Below are 15,956 nucleotides of genomic sequence, written 5' to 3'. Positions count from 1 at the left end.
GTTCCGTGAGAATGTGAATCGAAAGAGGCTTAGCGTTGCAGCCACACGTCGGCGAAGCTGGCCGAGAGACCGTCAGGCGAGGTCGTATGGTTGTGCACTGCGCGCGAATAGAGCGTCAGGTACTGCGGCGCCACGAGGTTGATGTCCGGCAGATCGCGTTCGAGAATGCGCTGGATCTGCGAGAACAACTGCTTGCGTTTAGCCTCGTCGGTTTCTTCGGCCACCTGCGCGAACAGTTGATCGATCTCCGGATTGCTGTAATGCGAGCCGTTGGTAAAGGGCACGCCGCGCCGAAAGTTGTTGGTCGTGTATAGACGTGCCACGCCGACCACCGGATCGAACAGATTGCTCATGCCGTTGATGCTGAAATCGAAATCGCGGTTGGTGTAGATGCGCTTCAGATACGCAGGCAGATCCTGGCTGCGCACGGTGATGGCAATGCCGACGCGTGCAAGGGCGGATTTGACGTAGGCGGCAGTGCGCGCGGGCAGATCACCGATCGGCAGCGGATCGACCGTCAGAGCGAAGCGTGTCCCGTCGGCCTTGCGCGGGTAGCCAGCTTCGTCGAGCAACGCGTTGGCGCGTTCCACGTTGAACGGATAGGGCGTAGGCGCCGGATCGTAATAGGGATTCGACGGAATGATCGGGCTCGCGAGCGGCGTCGCATAACCGTAGTAGATGACCTTGCGGATCACTTCGCGATCCAGCGCCGACGCAATCGCCTGGCGTACTTTTGGATTCTTCAGCACCGGGTTGTCGAGATTGAACTCGATGCGCGACACCCCGGCCTGGAACTCGTAGCCGCGTGTCTCGAGTCCGAGCTTCGGGTTGCCTTTCAGGCGTTCGAGATCGGACAGGGGCACGGGCGAATCGCCGCTCAGATCCGCGGAGCCGTCTTCGAACGCGACAGTGCGAGCGGCCGGATCGTTGATCACCTTGACGACAATGCGATCGAGCCAGGGTTTGCCTTTGTCCCAGTAGTCGTCGTTACGCACGTATTCGATGTAGCTGCCACGCACCCATTTGACGAAGCGGAATGGACCGGTGCCGATCGGCGCGTTGTTGGCGGGATTGGTCAACACGTCGGCGCCGTCGTAGATGTGCTTCGGCACGATCGGCGTTTCCGACGAGGAAAACGCCTTGATCAGATAAGGCGCCGGCTTCGACAGCGTAATGACGACGGTATAAGGATCGGGCGTCGCGATGTCGGTGACATTGGCGAAGGTGGTCTTCGCACGCGGGTGGACCTGCCTGAGCGTCTGGATCGAATATGCAACGTCGTCGGAAGTGAAGGGCTTGCCGTCGTGCCATTTCACGCTGTGACGCAGATGGAAAACATATTTACGGCTGTCGTCGCTGACTTCCCACGAGGTGGCGAGGGAGGGCTTGGGTTGAAACTTGAAGTCGTAGTCGAGCAGCCCCTCGACAACTTTCGGGCTGACCTTCAGCACGTTGGTCGCGGTGGTGGCCAGATCGACGAGCGCAGTCGGCTCCGGCGTGACGATGAAGTTGAGCGTGCCGCCGCGGGTCTGCGCCTGCGACGGCAGGCCTGATAGCGCGATGACGAGTGTGAGCGCCCAGCCGAGTGCGCGGCTGAACAGGTGTTTGCCGCGGCGGCGTAGCGTCGGCCGCGATGTGACATATGCCATCGTTGGGTTGTGTGAGAAAAGGAGGGTGGCGCGAAACCGGCTTAGACCGGAGTTGTCAGTGCATGTTGTCGTGCAAGCGCTGCGCGAAGAGGCGCGGGGTCCACCCATGCGTCGAAATCGAATTCCTCTTCCAGCCAGCCTTTTTGCACGGTGATGCCGAAAGGCGTGGGGGCGGGGCAGCGCGTGTACCAGAGTCGGCTCATACGATCACCTTGTTGTTTTGAGTTCCATCAGTACCGCAGGCCGGCTTCGCGCAGCAGCGGCAGCACGCGCTCACCAAAGAAATCGAGGTCGGGCTGAAAATCGAAGAAGCTCAGTTGCACGCCGTCCACGCCGGCCTGATGCAAACGCACGATGTAGTCGGCGATCTGCTGCGGCGAGCCGATGATCGAGATGTTGCCGCCCACCGCGCGCGCGGCGGCCTGACTGCGCTGTTCCGCGTTGCCGCGCCATGCGTGGGCGTCGCTGTCGAAGCGATGAAAACTCCCTTCGTCACCGTGTGCGACGATCGCGTCGTGATAGGCGCGTGCTTCGGCCGCTGTCTCGCGGCAGATCACCATTGGGTTGATCAGCGTGCGGATCTTGCGGCCATGCTTCGCAGCCGCGGCCTTGACGCGTGCCGTGTGAGCCGGCAATGCGGCTAGCGCGCCTTCGATCTCGGAGCCGGCCGGGCTCGTGATGAACACGATGTCCGAGTAGCGCGCGGCGAAATCGATGCCCGCATCGGAGCCGGTTGCGTTCACGAGTAGCGGACGCCCATAACGCGGCTTTGGTGTGACAAAGGCCTTGTCCAGTTTCCACGAGGAAAGCTCGGGCGCGAAGCTGAAGTTCTCCGGTTGCGCCCATAGTTGCTGCACGGCGTCTAGAAACTCGGCGGCCAGTTCATAACGCCGGTCATGTTCGATACGGTGCCAGCCGAACATCTCATGTTCGATGGCCCGGTGACCGGTGACGACGTTGATCCCCCAGCGGCCCTTCGAAATGTGATCGAGCGTCGCGGTGAATTTGGCGAAATGCAGCGGATGCCATGGGCCGTAAAGCACGTGGCTGGTCGCCACCAGAATGATGCGTTCAGTCCGCGCGGTCATCGCCGCGAGCGACATGAACGAATCGAGCGCCTCGCCGTTGAATACGCCGCCGTAGCCGCCTTTCGGCAGCCATTGCGACAACGCGAAGACGAGGTCGAAACCGAATGCCTCGGCTTTTTGCACGAGCGCCAGGTTGTAGTCGAACGACCAGTCGGTGGTGCGGGAAAGTGTCGAAGCGCTCCAGCCGCCCGCCTGAATCGGCAGGAACAGTCCGAGCAGTAGCGGTTGTTCCAATGCGCGCGATACCGGGCTATCCGCGAATGCAGTGGGCGAGCGGACCGGAACGAAGGGTGAGGCGTCGCGCGTTGCTGCTGCGGAAGTCGTCGGCGCGGGCGAGGACGCAGCCAGAGTTGAGTGAGTCACAGTGAGTCTTCAGTTCAACGCGACCGCAGCAGCGGCGCTCACCGGCGAGCCTTCGATCGCGACAGACTGAGCACCGTCCGGGCCAACCGGCACATCACCCACCAACGTCGTGCGATACAACTGCCGGTCGAAGTCGAGATCGAAAATATCGATAGGGGCGAGGTGAGCCGTCGCGCGGTTGTCCCAGAACGCGACGCTGCCGGCCTCCCATTTGAAGCGCACGGTGAACTCGGGCCGCGTCACATGTTCCCAGAGCAGTTCGAGCAGCACCTGGCTTTCGCGCGGCGTCACGCCGACAATTGACTTCAGGAAGCTCGGGCTGACATAGAGCGCCCGCTCGCCCGTTTCCGGATGCACTCTGACGAGCGGATGCTCGGTAACGAGAATGCGTTGTTCGACGGCTTTGACAAATGCTTCCGTTCCACTCGCGCCGGCTGGTGGCGCAAAGCGATGCAGCCCGCGCAGGCCATCGACAAACGTGCGCAATGGCGCGGACAGCTTCTGATACGCGGCCACCAGATTGGTCCACTGGGTATCGCCGCCGTACGGTGGAATGGTCACGCCGCGCAGGATCGACGCCCAGGGTGGATTGACCGCGGCCGTCACATCCGTGTGCCAACCAGTCCAAGGCCGCTGCAGCGTTTGACCCTCGAAACGGGTCGCCTTGCGGTACTTCGAGATCGAATAGATTTCCGGATGACCGTCGACATGGCCGAACACCGGATGCCCCAAAGTCAACTGACCAAACTGCGTGGAGAAAGCAATATGCTGCTCATGCGTCAGAAACTGCTCGCGAAAGAACACGACGCGCCATTTAAGAAGCGCCGCGCGAATGTCCGCGATCTGATGCGCATCCAGTTTCTGCGTGAGATCGACACCGTGAATTTCAGCGCCGATATGCGCGGAAAGCGGATTGACCTGAATTGACTGTACTTCCTGCAATGCGGCTGCGCTCATGGGAGGCTCCTCGCGAAAGAGAACGTGTTGCGTCAATATCCCGCTACGGCGGGCACCTGTTTTGTCTCGGTGGTATAGCGGTTTGCAGGTCGCGGCAGCCCGAGATTCTCGCGTAGCGTGCGGCCCTCGTATTCGGTGCGGAAAAGTCCGCGCCGCTGCAATTCCGGCACCACCAGTTCGGCGAATTCCGTCAACCCGCCCGGCAACCACGGCGACATGATGTTGAAGCCATCGGCGCCTTCTTCTTCGAACCACTGTTGCAACTGGTCTGCGATGCTCTGCGGCGTCCCGACCACCTGCTGGTGGCCGCGCGCGCCGGCAATGCGTAGATACAGATCGCGGATCGTCAGGTTTTCGCGCCGTGCGAGATCGAACAGCAAGCGTTGACGGCTCTTGCCACCATTGGTTTCCGGCAGCTCGGGCAGGGGCCCGTCGACGGGATACTGGGAAAGGTCCACGCCGCCCGACATGTTCGACAACAGCGACAGACCGACCGTCGGATGAATCAGGTCCTGCAGCGCGGCGAACTTCGCGTCCGCTTCCTCCTGCGTACGGCCGACAATCGGAAAAATGCCCGGCATGATTTTCAGGTGATCCGGCGAGCGGCCGTATTTCGCGAGGCGGCCTTTGACGTCGCGGTAGAACGACTGCGCTTCATCGAGTGTCTGATGCGCGACGAAGATTACCTCCGCGGTTTGCGCGGCGAGATCACGTCCCGCTTCCGATGCGCCGGCCTGCACGACGACTGGCCAACCCTGCGGCGAACGCGCGACGTTCAATGGTCCACGCACCTTGAAATGCTTACCTTGGTGACCGAGCACGTGCAGCTTGTCCGGATCGAAATAGACGCCGCTTTCCTTGTCGCGGATAAACGCATCGTCCTCCCAGCTATCCCAGAGGCCGGCCACCACGTCATAGAACTCGCGCGCGCGTTCATAGCGGACCGCATGCTCCGGATGGCGTTCGAAATTGAAATTGAGCGCCTCGGATTCGGTGCTCGACGTGACGAGATTCCAACCCGAGCGTCCGCCGCTCAGATGATCGAGCGACGCGAATTTGCGCGCGAGGTTGTACGGTTCGTTGAACGTGGTGGAGACCGTGGCGATCAGGCCCACGTGTTTCGTCACGACCGAAAGCGCGGACAGTAGCGTCAATGGTTCGAAATGATCGGCGCGTGCGGTACGAGATAGCGAGGGCAGATTCGTGTCGCGCACGCTGACGCTGTCGGCGAAAAATATCGTGTCGAATTTGGCGCGTTCGGCGATCTGCGCCAGTTCCGCGTAGTGCGCGAAGTCGAGTCCGCCGCTCGCGAGTGCATCCGGATGCCGCCACGCGGCGATATGGTGACCCGTCTCCATGAGGAAGGCGCCCAGTTTGATCTGTCGCTTCTGGCGATTTGCACCGCTCATCGTTGTCTCCGCGAAGGGTTTGTGTGTATGGGGGGCCGCGGGTGTTACCAGGCGAGTCGCCATTCGGTGATCGATGGATTCGCTACTGGAATGCGCGTGCCGCCGTGTGGCGTATCGCCGTCGTGAGGTTCGCGGCGCGCGGCGTCGTGCTCAGCGTCGTGCTCGGCGAAGTCGGCCAGCACTTCGTCGCGCAAACGAATGAAGCGGGGATCGTTACGCTCGCGCGGACGCGGCAGAGCGACATCGACGATCCGTTTGATGCGGCCCGGCCGTGGCGCCATCGTAACGACGCGGTCACCGAGGTAGAGCGCTTCGTCGACGTCGTGTGTAACGAGAATCATCGTGATGCGTTCGTGTTCCCAGATGCGTTGCAATTCGTTCTGCAGGCGGCCGCGCGTGAGCGCATCGAGCGCGCCGAATGGCTCGTCGAGCAGCAGCACGCGTGGACGGTTCACGAGGCCGCGTGCGATCGCCACACGCTGCGCCATGCCGCCCGACAACTGATGGGGATACGCATTCTCGAAGCCGTTCAGGCCGACGAGCGCGATGTGCTGCGCGACCGCATCCCGCTTTTCCCGTGCCGACAGCGGCGCGTTACGCAACGCGGCGAGAATGTTTTGCGATGCCGTGAGCCAAGGAAACAGGCGGTGATCCTGAAACACGATGCCGCGTTCGAGCGACGTATCCCGCACCTTGTCTCCGGCAACGACAATATCGCCGCTGTAATCGCTGTCTAGTCCCGCGGTCAGCCGCAACAAGGTCGACTTGCCGCAACCGCTCGAACCAAGCACGCTGACGAATTCGCCGGGGCGCACCCGCAGGCTGATGTCGTCGAGCACCGCGAGCGATGTGCCGCCTTGTTGCGTATAGCGCTTGCTGACGTGAAGAATGTCGATGCTGTCGGACAGTGTGGAAGAAGTCATGTGCGGACCTTGATCTGTAATTTGTATTCAGTGCAAACCCAGTGCAAATTCAGCGCATAGCCGGTGAACATCGGCTGCGTGCTTATCGAGCGGCCACCTGCGAACGGCGTGCAAAGATCGCCCGTTCCACCGCGCGCGCCAGCGCGTTCAACGCCCAGCCGGTCACGCCGACCACGATCACGCCGAACAGCACCTGGTCCATACGGAATTGCTCGCTGCCGTCGATCAGCGTATTGCCGATCCCGCTGCCTGCCACCAGCAGATATTCCGCGCCAAGCGTGGCAAGCCACGAATAGATCAGCGCGAGATAGAGGCCGGTGAAGATTGACGGCAACGCGGCCGGCAGAATGACCGCGCGGATCAATTGCCAGCGCGAATAGCGAAATGCACGCGCGACCTCGATGTAGGCGCGCGGCACAGCGTGAATGCCGTCGCACGTGTGTGCGGCGACCGGCAGCAACGCCGCGAGTGAGAGGAACACGACTTTCGCTGCATCGCCGAGACCGAACCACACGGAAATCAGCGGAATCCACGCAAACAGGGAGATCTGTTTGAACGTGTCGAAGCTCGGGCCAATCATGCGCGTGGCAAGCCGCGAGAAGCCGAGCGCGCTGCCGAGCAACAGGCCACCTAGCGTGCCGATCACGAAACCGCTCGCTTCACGCACGAGCGAGGCGGAAAGGGCCTTGAAAAGCGCACCGCTGACGATTTGCTGCCAGGCGGTGGCCAGCACCTGCGCGGGGCTGACCAGCAAGCCGCTCTTGACGACGTGTGCTTCCGAGATCGCCCACCAGATCGCAATGGCGACGATGGGCAAGACGGCGCCGCGCCAGTCGACGCGTGAGAGCAGGGACCGGCGCGGTCGCGCCGCGCGCTGGAAGGAGGCGGGCACGTTACTGCCGCAGTCGCAGGAGGGATCGGCTGACTGCTTCGATCCGGCAGGCCGCTTAAAGAGAGCAAGACTCATCGTGGATACCTCATATACGGTGCGTGGCGGCAATCGGCGCCATGACCATCACTCGCGAAACGCCGACGGTTGACCGCGCCGCAAACGCGCTTCGAGCGCGTCGAGCGAACGATTCATCGCGTAACCGATGGCGCCGACCACGACGACCGAGGCCATCACCAGGTCGAGCTGAAACAGTTGCCGGCCGTAGACGATCAGATAGCCAAGCCCTTCCGAAGACGCCACCAGTTCGACGACCACCAGTGCGAGCCACGCTTTGGTGAACGCGAGCCGCACGCCGGTGGCGAGCGTCGGCACGGCAGCGGGCAGCACGAGATAGACGATCCGTTGCCAGTGCTTGTATTCGAAGACGCGCGCGACTTCATCGAGCGAAGCGGGTGTCTGGCGGAATCCTTGCAGCGTGCTCAACGTCACGGGAACAAGCGCGGCATGCGCGATCAGGATGTATTTGAGCGGCTCGCCGACACCGACGAGCAGCAGCAGAAACGGCAGCCAGCCGAGCACTGGAATCTGCACCAACGCATTGAAGCTGGGTAGCACATAGGCTTCGAAGGTACGCGACAGACCGAGCGCCGCGCCGAGCACAAAGCCGACCAGGGTGCCCGCAGCGAAGCCGAGCAGCACGCGCTGGAGACTGATGAGCGTGTTGCTTGCGAGATCGCCGCTTCTCGCCAGTTCGACAAAGGTGTCGAACACCCGCTCGGGTGGCGGCAAAATCTGCGGCGCGATCCAGCCGCGCTCGCAACCGGTCGCCCATAAGGCGAGCAGGACGACTGGCAATACCCACGGCGCGAGATGCCAGGCGAGGGCGCGCAAGCGCGCATTGCGATAGAGCGGCGCGCGCTGCGCTTCATCAGCGTGGCCGAGCCGTTCGCTATCGACCGGAAATGCGGTTTCGCTCATCGTGATCGCTCCCGTTTTAGCTGAGCGGCTTGCCGGCAGCGTCGTAGCGCGTCCAGTAGTGGTCGAGTTTTTGCGTGCGCAGCGCATTGTCGAGATACTTCGTCTCGAACCAGCCGTCGACCTGGACGGGTTGCCGGATCAGTTTGAGTTTCAGCGCATCCGCCGCGACCGCTTTATAACGCGCGACGATGAACGGATCGATCAACGGCGAATTGCGGTCTTTCAGGCTTTGATTCGCGAACTCGGCCTGCCATGAGGAGTAGGGCACCCCGCTTTTTGCCCACAGCTTGAAGAGCGCATCGCGGTTCGCTTCATCCGACGACCATTGCGCGCCTTGAACGAACACGTTGACGACGCGTTGCACGACATCCGGATGCGCGTTATCGAAATCGTCGAGTACCAGCAGATGCGATTGACGCGTGAATTGCGGCCCGTCGTTCTGCGATTCGTAGATGATTTTCGCGAGACCCTGGTCGCGCAGTTTGTACAGGTGATAGTCGTTGACCGACGCGTCGATCCCCTTGGACGCCAGCGCGGCGAGCGAGCTAGCGGTGTCGAGATTGATCACACGCAGGTCGCGCTCTTCGAGCTGATTGGCGGCGAGCGCGTTGTCGGCGACCAGTTGCAGATTGGTGCCGCGAAAGATCGATACGCGGCGGCCTTTGAGGTCTTTGATCGAACGCACGTCCGAATCCGGGGGCACGGCGATCTTGATGCCGGTACGCACGCCCGAGGCGATCAGGAGGTGAGTCTTCAGGCCGTTGGCGCGGGCGAGTACTGCAGGCAGATCTCCCTGAAAGGCGAAGTCGAGTGACTTGTCGGCGATCGCTTCATTCACGGCGGGGCCGGCGCCTTTGAAGAAGAGCCATTCGACCTTGATGCCGTCGGCGGCGAATTCCTTTTCGAGCGACTGCTGCAATTGCACCGTCGCCGCTGGTGATCCGCCAAAGGTAGGTGGATCGCCCGTGCCCTGCTGCGCGACGCCGATCCGGATCACAGCGGGTTTGTCAGCGTAGGCATGACCCGTGGCAAGCGACAGGGCCGCCACGGCAACAAAAGATTTCAGCAGACGAAAATAGCGCATTCGGCGATACCGATCGATGGAAGGGAATGGAGTGCAAATGCTCAGATGGACAGAGAGCTGGCAATACACGTTAGATTCGCGTGCGCTCGAATCCAACCAATCATTGCTGATAAGAAAATCTGCAGTAGTTCGAACCACGTTGCCTGAAAGGGTCCGTGCGGCACTAGCGTGGTGCAAGTGCGTGATTCCCGATTTGCATAGTTAAATTCGTCGTTTTGCGGGTGTGGATTGCATGGCTACCATGCGACGCTTCAGCCATTCATGCGAACGCAAGATCATGTCCACTGTTGCTTTTCCATCTACCGTCGCCGAGCCGCAAGCGCCGGCCGCTAACACAACATCTCCCACTGTCATCCGTAGTGCGCAGGATGTTTCGCGCATCGTCAACGCAGGCGCTGCAAAGGGCAGTAACGCACGCATCGTGATTGCGATCGCCCTAGGTGGAGTCTTTCTCGATGCTTACGACCTGACGTCGCTTGCTTACGGGATCAAGGACATCGCGCGTCAGTTTTCGCTGTCGCCGGTTCAGGTGGGATTTGTCTCGTCTGCGATCACGTTCGGCGCGATTCTCGGCGCATTGTTCGGCGGGTATCTGACCGATCGCATCGGCCGTTATCGCGTGTTTATGGCCGATATGCTGTTCTTCGTGATCGCGGCGATCGCAGCCGGTCTCGCGCCGAATGCGTGGGTGCTCGGCGGGGCGCGCTTTCTGATGGGCTTCGGCGTGGGGCTCGATCTGCCGGTGGCGATGGCGTTTCTCGCCGAGTTCTCGCGGGTGGCGGGCAAGGGCAACAAGGCGGCTAGTGTGGCTGCGTGGTGCCCCGCATGGTACGCGGCCACGAGCACCTGCTATCTGCTGATTCTCGGGCTGTACGCGATTCTGCCGGAGCATCAGCTTGGCTGGTTATGGCGTCTGACGCTCGCGTTCGGTGCGGTACCGGCCATCGTGATTATTCTTGTGCGCAGCCGCTATATCAGCGAATCGCCTGTTTGGGCAGCGAACCAGGGCGATCTCGAAGAGGCGGCGCGCATTCTGAAGCGCTCCTACGGCGTCGACGCAGTGGTTGAACGAAGCGCGACACCGATCAAAGCACCGCGTGCGGCGTCCTGGCGTAACTACGGGGTACTGTTCAATGCGACTTACCGGCGCCGCACGATTCTTGCCGCGGTGATCGGCAGTGCATCTTCGTTCGGCTACAACGCGATTATTTTCGGCTTGCCGGTGATCATCACCAGCTTCTTTCATCAGGGGCCGCTTACGACGATCATCGCAGCGCTCGCGCTGAATCTGGCATTTGCGTTCGTGGGTGGACTGATCGGCGTGCGCACCGCGCCGACCGTCGGCGCGTGGAAGATGACCGTGCTCGGACACTCGCTGCAGTTCGCCTCGCTGATCGGCCTCGCGTTGATCGGCAAACCGGGCAGTGGCGCGCTCGTGGTGCTTGCGATCCTGTTGCTCGGCGGCTATTTGTTCGGGCAAGGTTTCGGACCGGGCTCCCACTCGATGACCTATGCGTCGCTGAGCTATCCGACCTCGCTGCGCGGAATCGGCGTCGGTTTCAATCAGACCTTGGTGCGTTCCGCGTCGACGGTTTCGTTGTTCCTATTCCCGGTTCTGGCCGCCGCGTTCGGTACGAAGGTTTTCTGGCTGATCGCGATTGCGCCGCTGACTTCGTTGCTCGTGCTGCTGGCGATCCGTTGGGAGCCGTCGGGTTATGACATCGACGCCGAGGACTACGCGGAGCCGCCGGCCAAAGCAAACGCGGCGCTGGCGTAGCGTTTCAACAATCACGCGGCGCGCTCGACCAGGCCCGGTCGCAGCTGAGTGAGCGCGCTACATCCCAGCAGGCGCATGGCGATATGCATCTCCTGCATCATCAAGGCCAGTACCTCCTTGACACCGGCGCCGCCGCGCGACGCGAGACCGTAAAGCGGCGCACGCCCGAGCAAGACGCCGCGCGCGCCCAGCGAGACCGCTTTCAACGCATCGCTGCCGCGCCGCACGCCGCCGTCGACGAACACGTCGAGACGGTGACCTACGGCGTCGGCGATTTCCGGCAATAGTTCGAGCGGCGCGAACGTGCTGTCCAATTGCCGTCCGCCGTGGTTCGATAGCACGATCCCATCCGTTCCGCGTGCGAGCGCCAGCAATGCGTCGTCGCGGCCCTGAATGCCTTTCACGATCAGCTTGCCGCTCCAGTGCCGCCGGACCCATTCGAGATCTGCCCAGCCGAGCGTCAAGTCCATCTGCCGGCTGAGCATGGCGGCGTGACGCGCCAGATCGGCCCGTTCGCCGACGCTCTCTGCGATGTTTTTCAATTGCGGCGAACCATGGCGCGCCATCTGCCAGCACCAGTGCGGATGGCGGATGCAATCGGCAATGAGCCGCGGCGACAGTCGCAAGGGCAGCGCGAAGCCGTTGCGTGTGTCGTGATCGCGTTTGCCATGGACCGGCACGTCGACAGTCAGGACAAGCGTGGAAAAGCCTGCCGCGCTCGCGCGCCGCATCAGGTCCTCGGCTATACCGCGGTCCTGCTGCACATAGAGCTGCATCCACAGGTCGCCGCGCGGCGCGGCGGCGCGCACGTCTTCGAGCAGGGAGGTGGACGCTGTCGACAGAACGAAGGGCAAGCCCGCTTCGCTCGCGGCGTGGGCGAGCAGTTCGTCGGCACGCGGCCAGAACAGACCGTTCAAACCAGTCGGCCCGACGATCAACGGCGCGGCCGCCTCCCGTCCGAAAAACTGCGTGGCGCTCGAGCAGCGCGACACGTCGGTTAGCACGCGCGGTTTGAAGAGCCACTGGCGGTAAGCCTCGGCATTGCGGCGCAAGGCGTCGCCGTCCTCCGCGCCGCCGTCGAGATAGTCGAAGGCGAGGCGCGGCAGACGTTTCTGGGCGGCGATCCGGTAATCAGCTACGCATGAAAGCATGAATGCTCCACAGACTTCAAATTTGCTGCGGTTGTCCGATTCAATCGCATTACAATCGAGATAACTGCTATTCGATCTGTCTTGACGATCCGTTTTAAGGCCGCGCTACCACCATGTCAGAACACGCCAGAGGCACAGCCCGCAAGATCAAGGCGGCTGAACCGGAGCCGACGCGCTCGTCGTTGTTCGTCGGCTCGACCGCGAAAGCGTTTCAGGTCTTGCATGCGTTCGACGGTCCGAACCGTCACATGACGCTCGTCGATATCGCGAGGACGTCCGGCCTCGACCGCAGCGCGACGCAGCGTCTCGTGCATACGCTGGAAGCGCTCGGTTATCTGTACCGTGTTCCCGACACACGCAACTACGGTCTCACGACGAAAGTGCTGCAGTTCTCCTACAACTACGTGCGCGCCAACGAGCTCATCGACAAGGCTTCGCCATATCTGCTCGACATCAGCCGGCGCCTTGGCGAGACCACCAACCTGCTGGAACTCGACGGTCACGAGATCGTGTTCGTCGCGCGGTTTCCGGGCCAGCATCTGGTGAATATCGACATCGTGGTCGGCGCGCGTTTGCCGGCCATGTTCACCGCCGCCGGCATCGCGATCCTCTCGCGTCTGTCCGACGATCGCGTGCGCGAGATCCTCGCGCAAACGCGCCTCGAACCGCTCACGCACTACACCGAAACCAATCCCGACAAACTGCTCGAGCGGGTGCGCAAAGTCGCCCGGCGCGGTTATGCGGTGATCGAGAACGAAACCGTGCTCGGCGATATTTCCGTTGCCGCGCCGGTGACGGATCACGGCGGCATGGGTGTCGCCGCGATCAATATCTCGGTGCCGACCTCGCGTTGGTCGCGTGAGAAAGTGGAAGCCGAACTCGCGCAACACGTGCAGGTGGCCGCAACCTCGATTTCGAAGTCGCGGCTCACGGGCTATCAGCGTTGAGCCGTCACCAGGCGCTCAACTAGGCGCTCACTAAGCGGTCACAGCGGCCGCTCGAAAGTATCGAGCTGCTTTTCCAGTTCGACCCGCAAATTCGCCGACAACTCCGGCGCCGCCTGGACCAGCGGCGCGAGCATCGTCGGCGCATGCACGCCGATCAGATCCAACACCGACTTCATCGGTCCGGGATTGGTTTCGGCAAACGCCAGGTTCATCAACGGAATCAGCGAGCGGTGCAGCGCAAGCGCTTCCTGCGTTTTCCCGTCGGCCGCGAGCTGATAGATCTTGCGCCACGCTTTCGGCAACAGGCTCGCCGTCACCACGATGCCGCCACGCGCGCCCGCTGCGACATGCAGCGGAAACAACGTGTCTTCGCCGCTCAACACGGAGAACGACTCGTCGACGCCGGCGACAGTGCGCAGGAAGTGCCACATGTCGGTATTGCACGCCTTCATACCGATGATCCGCTCGTGCTTCGAGAGTTCGTGCAGCACTTCGGGCGCGATCGAAATGCGCGTGCGATACGGAATCTCATAGATCAGGATCGGCAGTGGCGATTCGTCGGCGTAACGCAGGAAGTAGTCGCGAATGCCTGCCTGGGTCGGATTCGTGTAGTAGGGCGTGAGCACCAGCAAGCCGTCCGCACCCGCTGCAGCGAATTCCTTGCCTGCCTGCATGGCGTCGTGATATCCCGGATCGAGCACGCCAGCGATGACAGGGATGCTGCCCGCCGCTTCCTCGGCGGCGATACCGGCCATGCGGATGCGTTCGGCCCGTGCCAGCGCGCCGTATTCGCCCGTACCGCCGAGCGGCACGACGCCGTCCACGCCCTGCTTGAGCAGATAGCGCATCAACGTGCGAGCCGCGCCGCTGTCGATCGTGTCGTCGGCGTTGACCGGTGTCGGAATGGCCGGCAGAACGCCGCGTAATTGTTGTGCTGAAAGCATAAAGAGTCTCGGTGAATGAATGGGGTTCAGGCGGTGAGGCTGCGCCGGCGCAAACGGTCCGCGACCCAGATGAGCGCGGCGATAAAGATGAAGAGGCAGGTCGAAACGGCCGCGATGACCGGCGAGATCTGCATCGTGATTTCGTCCCAGAACTGCTTGGGCAAGGTCGTACTCAGACCGCCCGAGGTGAAGAGGGCGATGGTCAGTTCATCGAACGAGGTCGCGAAGGCGAATAGGAACGACGACATTAAACCCGCGCCGAGAATCGGGAACGTGACGCGGCGCAGGGTGGCCCACGGACGCGCGCCCATGCTCTGGGCGGCGAGATCGAGACGGGTGTCGTAGTTGCGCAGCACGGCCATCATCGTGATCACGACGTAGGGCACGGCGACTGTCGTATGGGCCAGCACCAGGCCGAGTGACGATCCGACCAGACCAATCTTCGCGAAGAAGTAGAAGATGCCGACCGCGATGATCATGCGCGGCACGACGATCGGCGAGAGCACGAACGCCAGCATGGCCGCCTTGCCGCGCATGCCGCCGCGCACCAGCAGGAACGCGGCGGGCGTGCCGATCAGCATCGACAGCAAACCGGTGCCGATACCCACCAGCATCGAGCGCGTGATCGCCTGCATCCACAGCGGCGAATCGACGATCTGCCGATACCATTGCAGCGAAAATCCGTGCGGCGGCCACGCCAGCCCGGAAGACGAATCGAACGACAGCGGAATCATCAGGAAGGCCGGTGCGCTGAGAAACACCAGCAGCAGGAACACGATCACGCGCAACGTCAGGCTTTCGCCGTTGCCGGACGCGCTGCGTTTGCGGCCTTTGCGCGAGCGGGGCAGGACGGCGAGCACGGCGTCCGTCGCGTTACCGAGCGCGGTCAGAATCAGGTCGCCGAGCTTGCGGCTCCAGCCGCCCGCACGTGAGCCTTTCGCGCCCGCGCTTTCGCCCGCCATGGTCGAGAGGCCGACCATGCGGTCGTACACCAGGAAGACGATTAGCACGACCGCAAGCAGCAGCACCGAAATCGCGCCGGCAAAGCCCCAGTTCAGCGCCTGCATGACCTGATCGATGATCAATTGCGTGATCATCGTTTGATGACGGCCGCCCAGCAGCGTCGGCGTGATGAAGAAGCCGATCGCGGTGACGAACACCATCAGGGCGCCAGCCGCGACACCCGGCAACGACAGCGGGAAATACACCTTCCAGAACACGGTGCCGGGACGCGCGCCGAGCGTCGCCGCGGCGCTCGGCAGACGGCGGTCGATGTTCTCCATGACCGACAGCATGGTCAGCACCGCGAGCGGCATCAGCGCATGCACCATGCCGACGATCACGCTGGAAAAGTGATAGAGCAGGCTCAGCGGTTCGTCGATGATGCCGAGCTTGAGCAGCAGTTGATTGATGACGCCGTTGCGCCCGAGCAGCACGACCCATGCAAACGTGCGCACGAGAAAGCTGGTCCAGAACGACAGCAGCACCCAGAACAGCAGGCGGTTCTTGCGTGCACGTGTTGCCGAGGAAATCAGATACGCGATCGGATAGCCGGTCAGCACCGAGAAGAACGTGGTCCATAGCGACACTTTCAGCGTGATCAGCAGTACGTCCACATACACGGACGATGCGAAGAGCCGCTTGTATTCGATCAGCGTGAAGCCGGCGTCGTTGTGAATGCTGAGCAGCAGTAACTGGCCGACCGGATAGACCAGCATCACGAGCAGCAGCACGACGAGCGGCGCGCCTTTCGCGCCGGGCCGTAGCCACGTGCGCCAGGTGGGCCGGCGCGGC

General features: G+C 62.3%; 14 protein-coding genes. 2 read left to right on the top strand and 12 right to left on the bottom strand.

Annotated elements, in window-relative coordinates:
• Positions 1-29: 29 nt before the first annotated feature.
• The 9 genes from M0D68_RS23845 to M0D68_RS23805 form a co-directional block, all read right to left on the bottom strand.
• The gene (locus M0D68_RS23845) at positions 30-1,649 is read right to left on the bottom strand and encodes an ABC transporter substrate-binding protein (RefSeq protein WP_266225547.1); all 1,620 of its coding nucleotides are present in this window, start codon (positions 1,647-1,649) and stop codon (positions 30-32) included.
• Between the two features lie 41 nt (positions 1,650-1,690).
• Positions 1,691-1,852, bottom strand: a complete 162-nt coding sequence (locus tag M0D68_RS23840; protein ID WP_266225545.1) for a hypothetical protein — start codon at positions 1,850-1,852, stop codon at positions 1,691-1,693.
• 27 nt (positions 1,853-1,879) lie between these two features.
• Entirely contained in the window at positions 1,880-3,085 is a 1,206-nt protein-coding gene (locus M0D68_RS23835) for an LLM class flavin-dependent oxidoreductase (RefSeq protein ID WP_266225611.1), read from the bottom strand.
• 24 nt (positions 3,086-3,109) lie between these two features.
• Complete coding sequence (locus tag M0D68_RS23830; RefSeq protein WP_266225543.1) at positions 3,110-4,057, bottom strand: TauD/TfdA family dioxygenase; 948 nt, start codon at positions 4,055-4,057, stop codon at positions 3,110-3,112.
• A 32-nt stretch (positions 4,058-4,089) separates the two neighbouring features.
• Positions 4,090-5,466 (bottom strand): LLM class flavin-dependent oxidoreductase, encoded by a 1,377-nt coding sequence (locus tag M0D68_RS23825; protein ID WP_266225542.1) that lies wholly within the window; start codon positions 5,464-5,466, stop codon positions 4,090-4,092.
• Positions 5,467-5,510: 44 nt separating this feature from the next.
• Positions 5,511-6,389 (bottom strand): ABC transporter ATP-binding protein, encoded by an 879-nt coding sequence (locus M0D68_RS23820; RefSeq protein ID WP_266225541.1) that lies wholly within the window; start codon positions 6,387-6,389, stop codon positions 5,511-5,513.
• 82 nt (positions 6,390-6,471) lie between these two features.
• A complete protein-coding gene (locus M0D68_RS23815) occupies positions 6,472-7,356 on the bottom strand; it encodes an ABC transporter permease (RefSeq protein WP_266225539.1) in 885 nt (294 codons plus the stop codon).
• 48 nt (positions 7,357-7,404) lie between these two features.
• Positions 7,405-8,259 (bottom strand): ABC transporter permease, encoded by an 855-nt coding sequence (locus M0D68_RS23810; RefSeq protein ID WP_200654044.1) that lies wholly within the window; start codon positions 8,257-8,259, stop codon positions 7,405-7,407.
• A gap of 16 nt (positions 8,260-8,275) precedes the next feature.
• A complete protein-coding gene (locus M0D68_RS23805; RefSeq protein WP_093632408.1) occupies positions 8,276-9,343 on the bottom strand; it encodes an ABC transporter substrate-binding protein in 1,068 nt (355 codons plus the stop codon).
• A gap of 277 nt (positions 9,344-9,620) precedes the next feature.
• On the opposite strand from M0D68_RS23805, the gene M0D68_RS23800 reads away from it, so the two are divergent.
• On the top strand, positions 9,621-11,120 hold the full coding sequence (locus tag M0D68_RS23800) for an MFS transporter (RefSeq protein ID WP_266225537.1): 1,500 nt from the start codon (positions 9,621-9,623) through the stop codon (positions 11,118-11,120).
• Positions 11,121-11,131: 11 nt separating this feature from the next.
• On the opposite strand, the gene M0D68_RS23795 is transcribed toward M0D68_RS23800, so the two are convergent.
• Positions 11,132-12,271, bottom strand: a complete 1,140-nt coding sequence (locus tag M0D68_RS23795; RefSeq protein WP_266211627.1) for an alpha-hydroxy acid oxidase — start codon at positions 12,269-12,271, stop codon at positions 11,132-11,134.
• A 113-nt stretch (positions 12,272-12,384) separates the two neighbouring features.
• Between M0D68_RS23795 and M0D68_RS23790 the strand changes: the two genes are divergently transcribed.
• Positions 12,385-13,218, top strand: coding sequence for an IclR family transcriptional regulator (locus tag M0D68_RS23790; RefSeq protein WP_093632411.1), 834 nt, complete (start codon positions 12,385-12,387; stop codon positions 13,216-13,218).
• 38 nt (positions 13,219-13,256) lie between these two features.
• Here M0D68_RS23790 and dapA read toward each other — a convergent pair whose 3' ends face one another.
• On the bottom strand, positions 13,257-14,162 hold the full coding sequence (gene dapA, locus M0D68_RS23785) for a 4-hydroxy-tetrahydrodipicolinate synthase (protein WP_266225535.1): 906 nt from the start codon (positions 14,160-14,162) through the stop codon (positions 13,257-13,259).
• Positions 14,163-14,188: 26 nt separating this feature from the next.
• Positions 14,189-15,880: an ABC transporter permease subunit gene (locus M0D68_RS23780; RefSeq protein WP_266225610.1), complete on the bottom strand. Its 1,692-nt coding sequence runs from the start codon at positions 15,878-15,880 to the stop codon at positions 14,189-14,191.
• Between the last annotated feature and the right edge of the window lie 76 nt (positions 15,881-15,956).

The organism is Paraburkholderia sp. SEWSISQ10-3 4, assembly GCF_030464785.1.
In the GTDB taxonomy this organism is placed as follows: Bacteria; Pseudomonadota; Gammaproteobacteria; order Burkholderiales; family Burkholderiaceae; genus Paraburkholderia; species Paraburkholderia aspalathi.
This window is presented reverse-complemented; position numbering and strand designations above follow the sequence as displayed.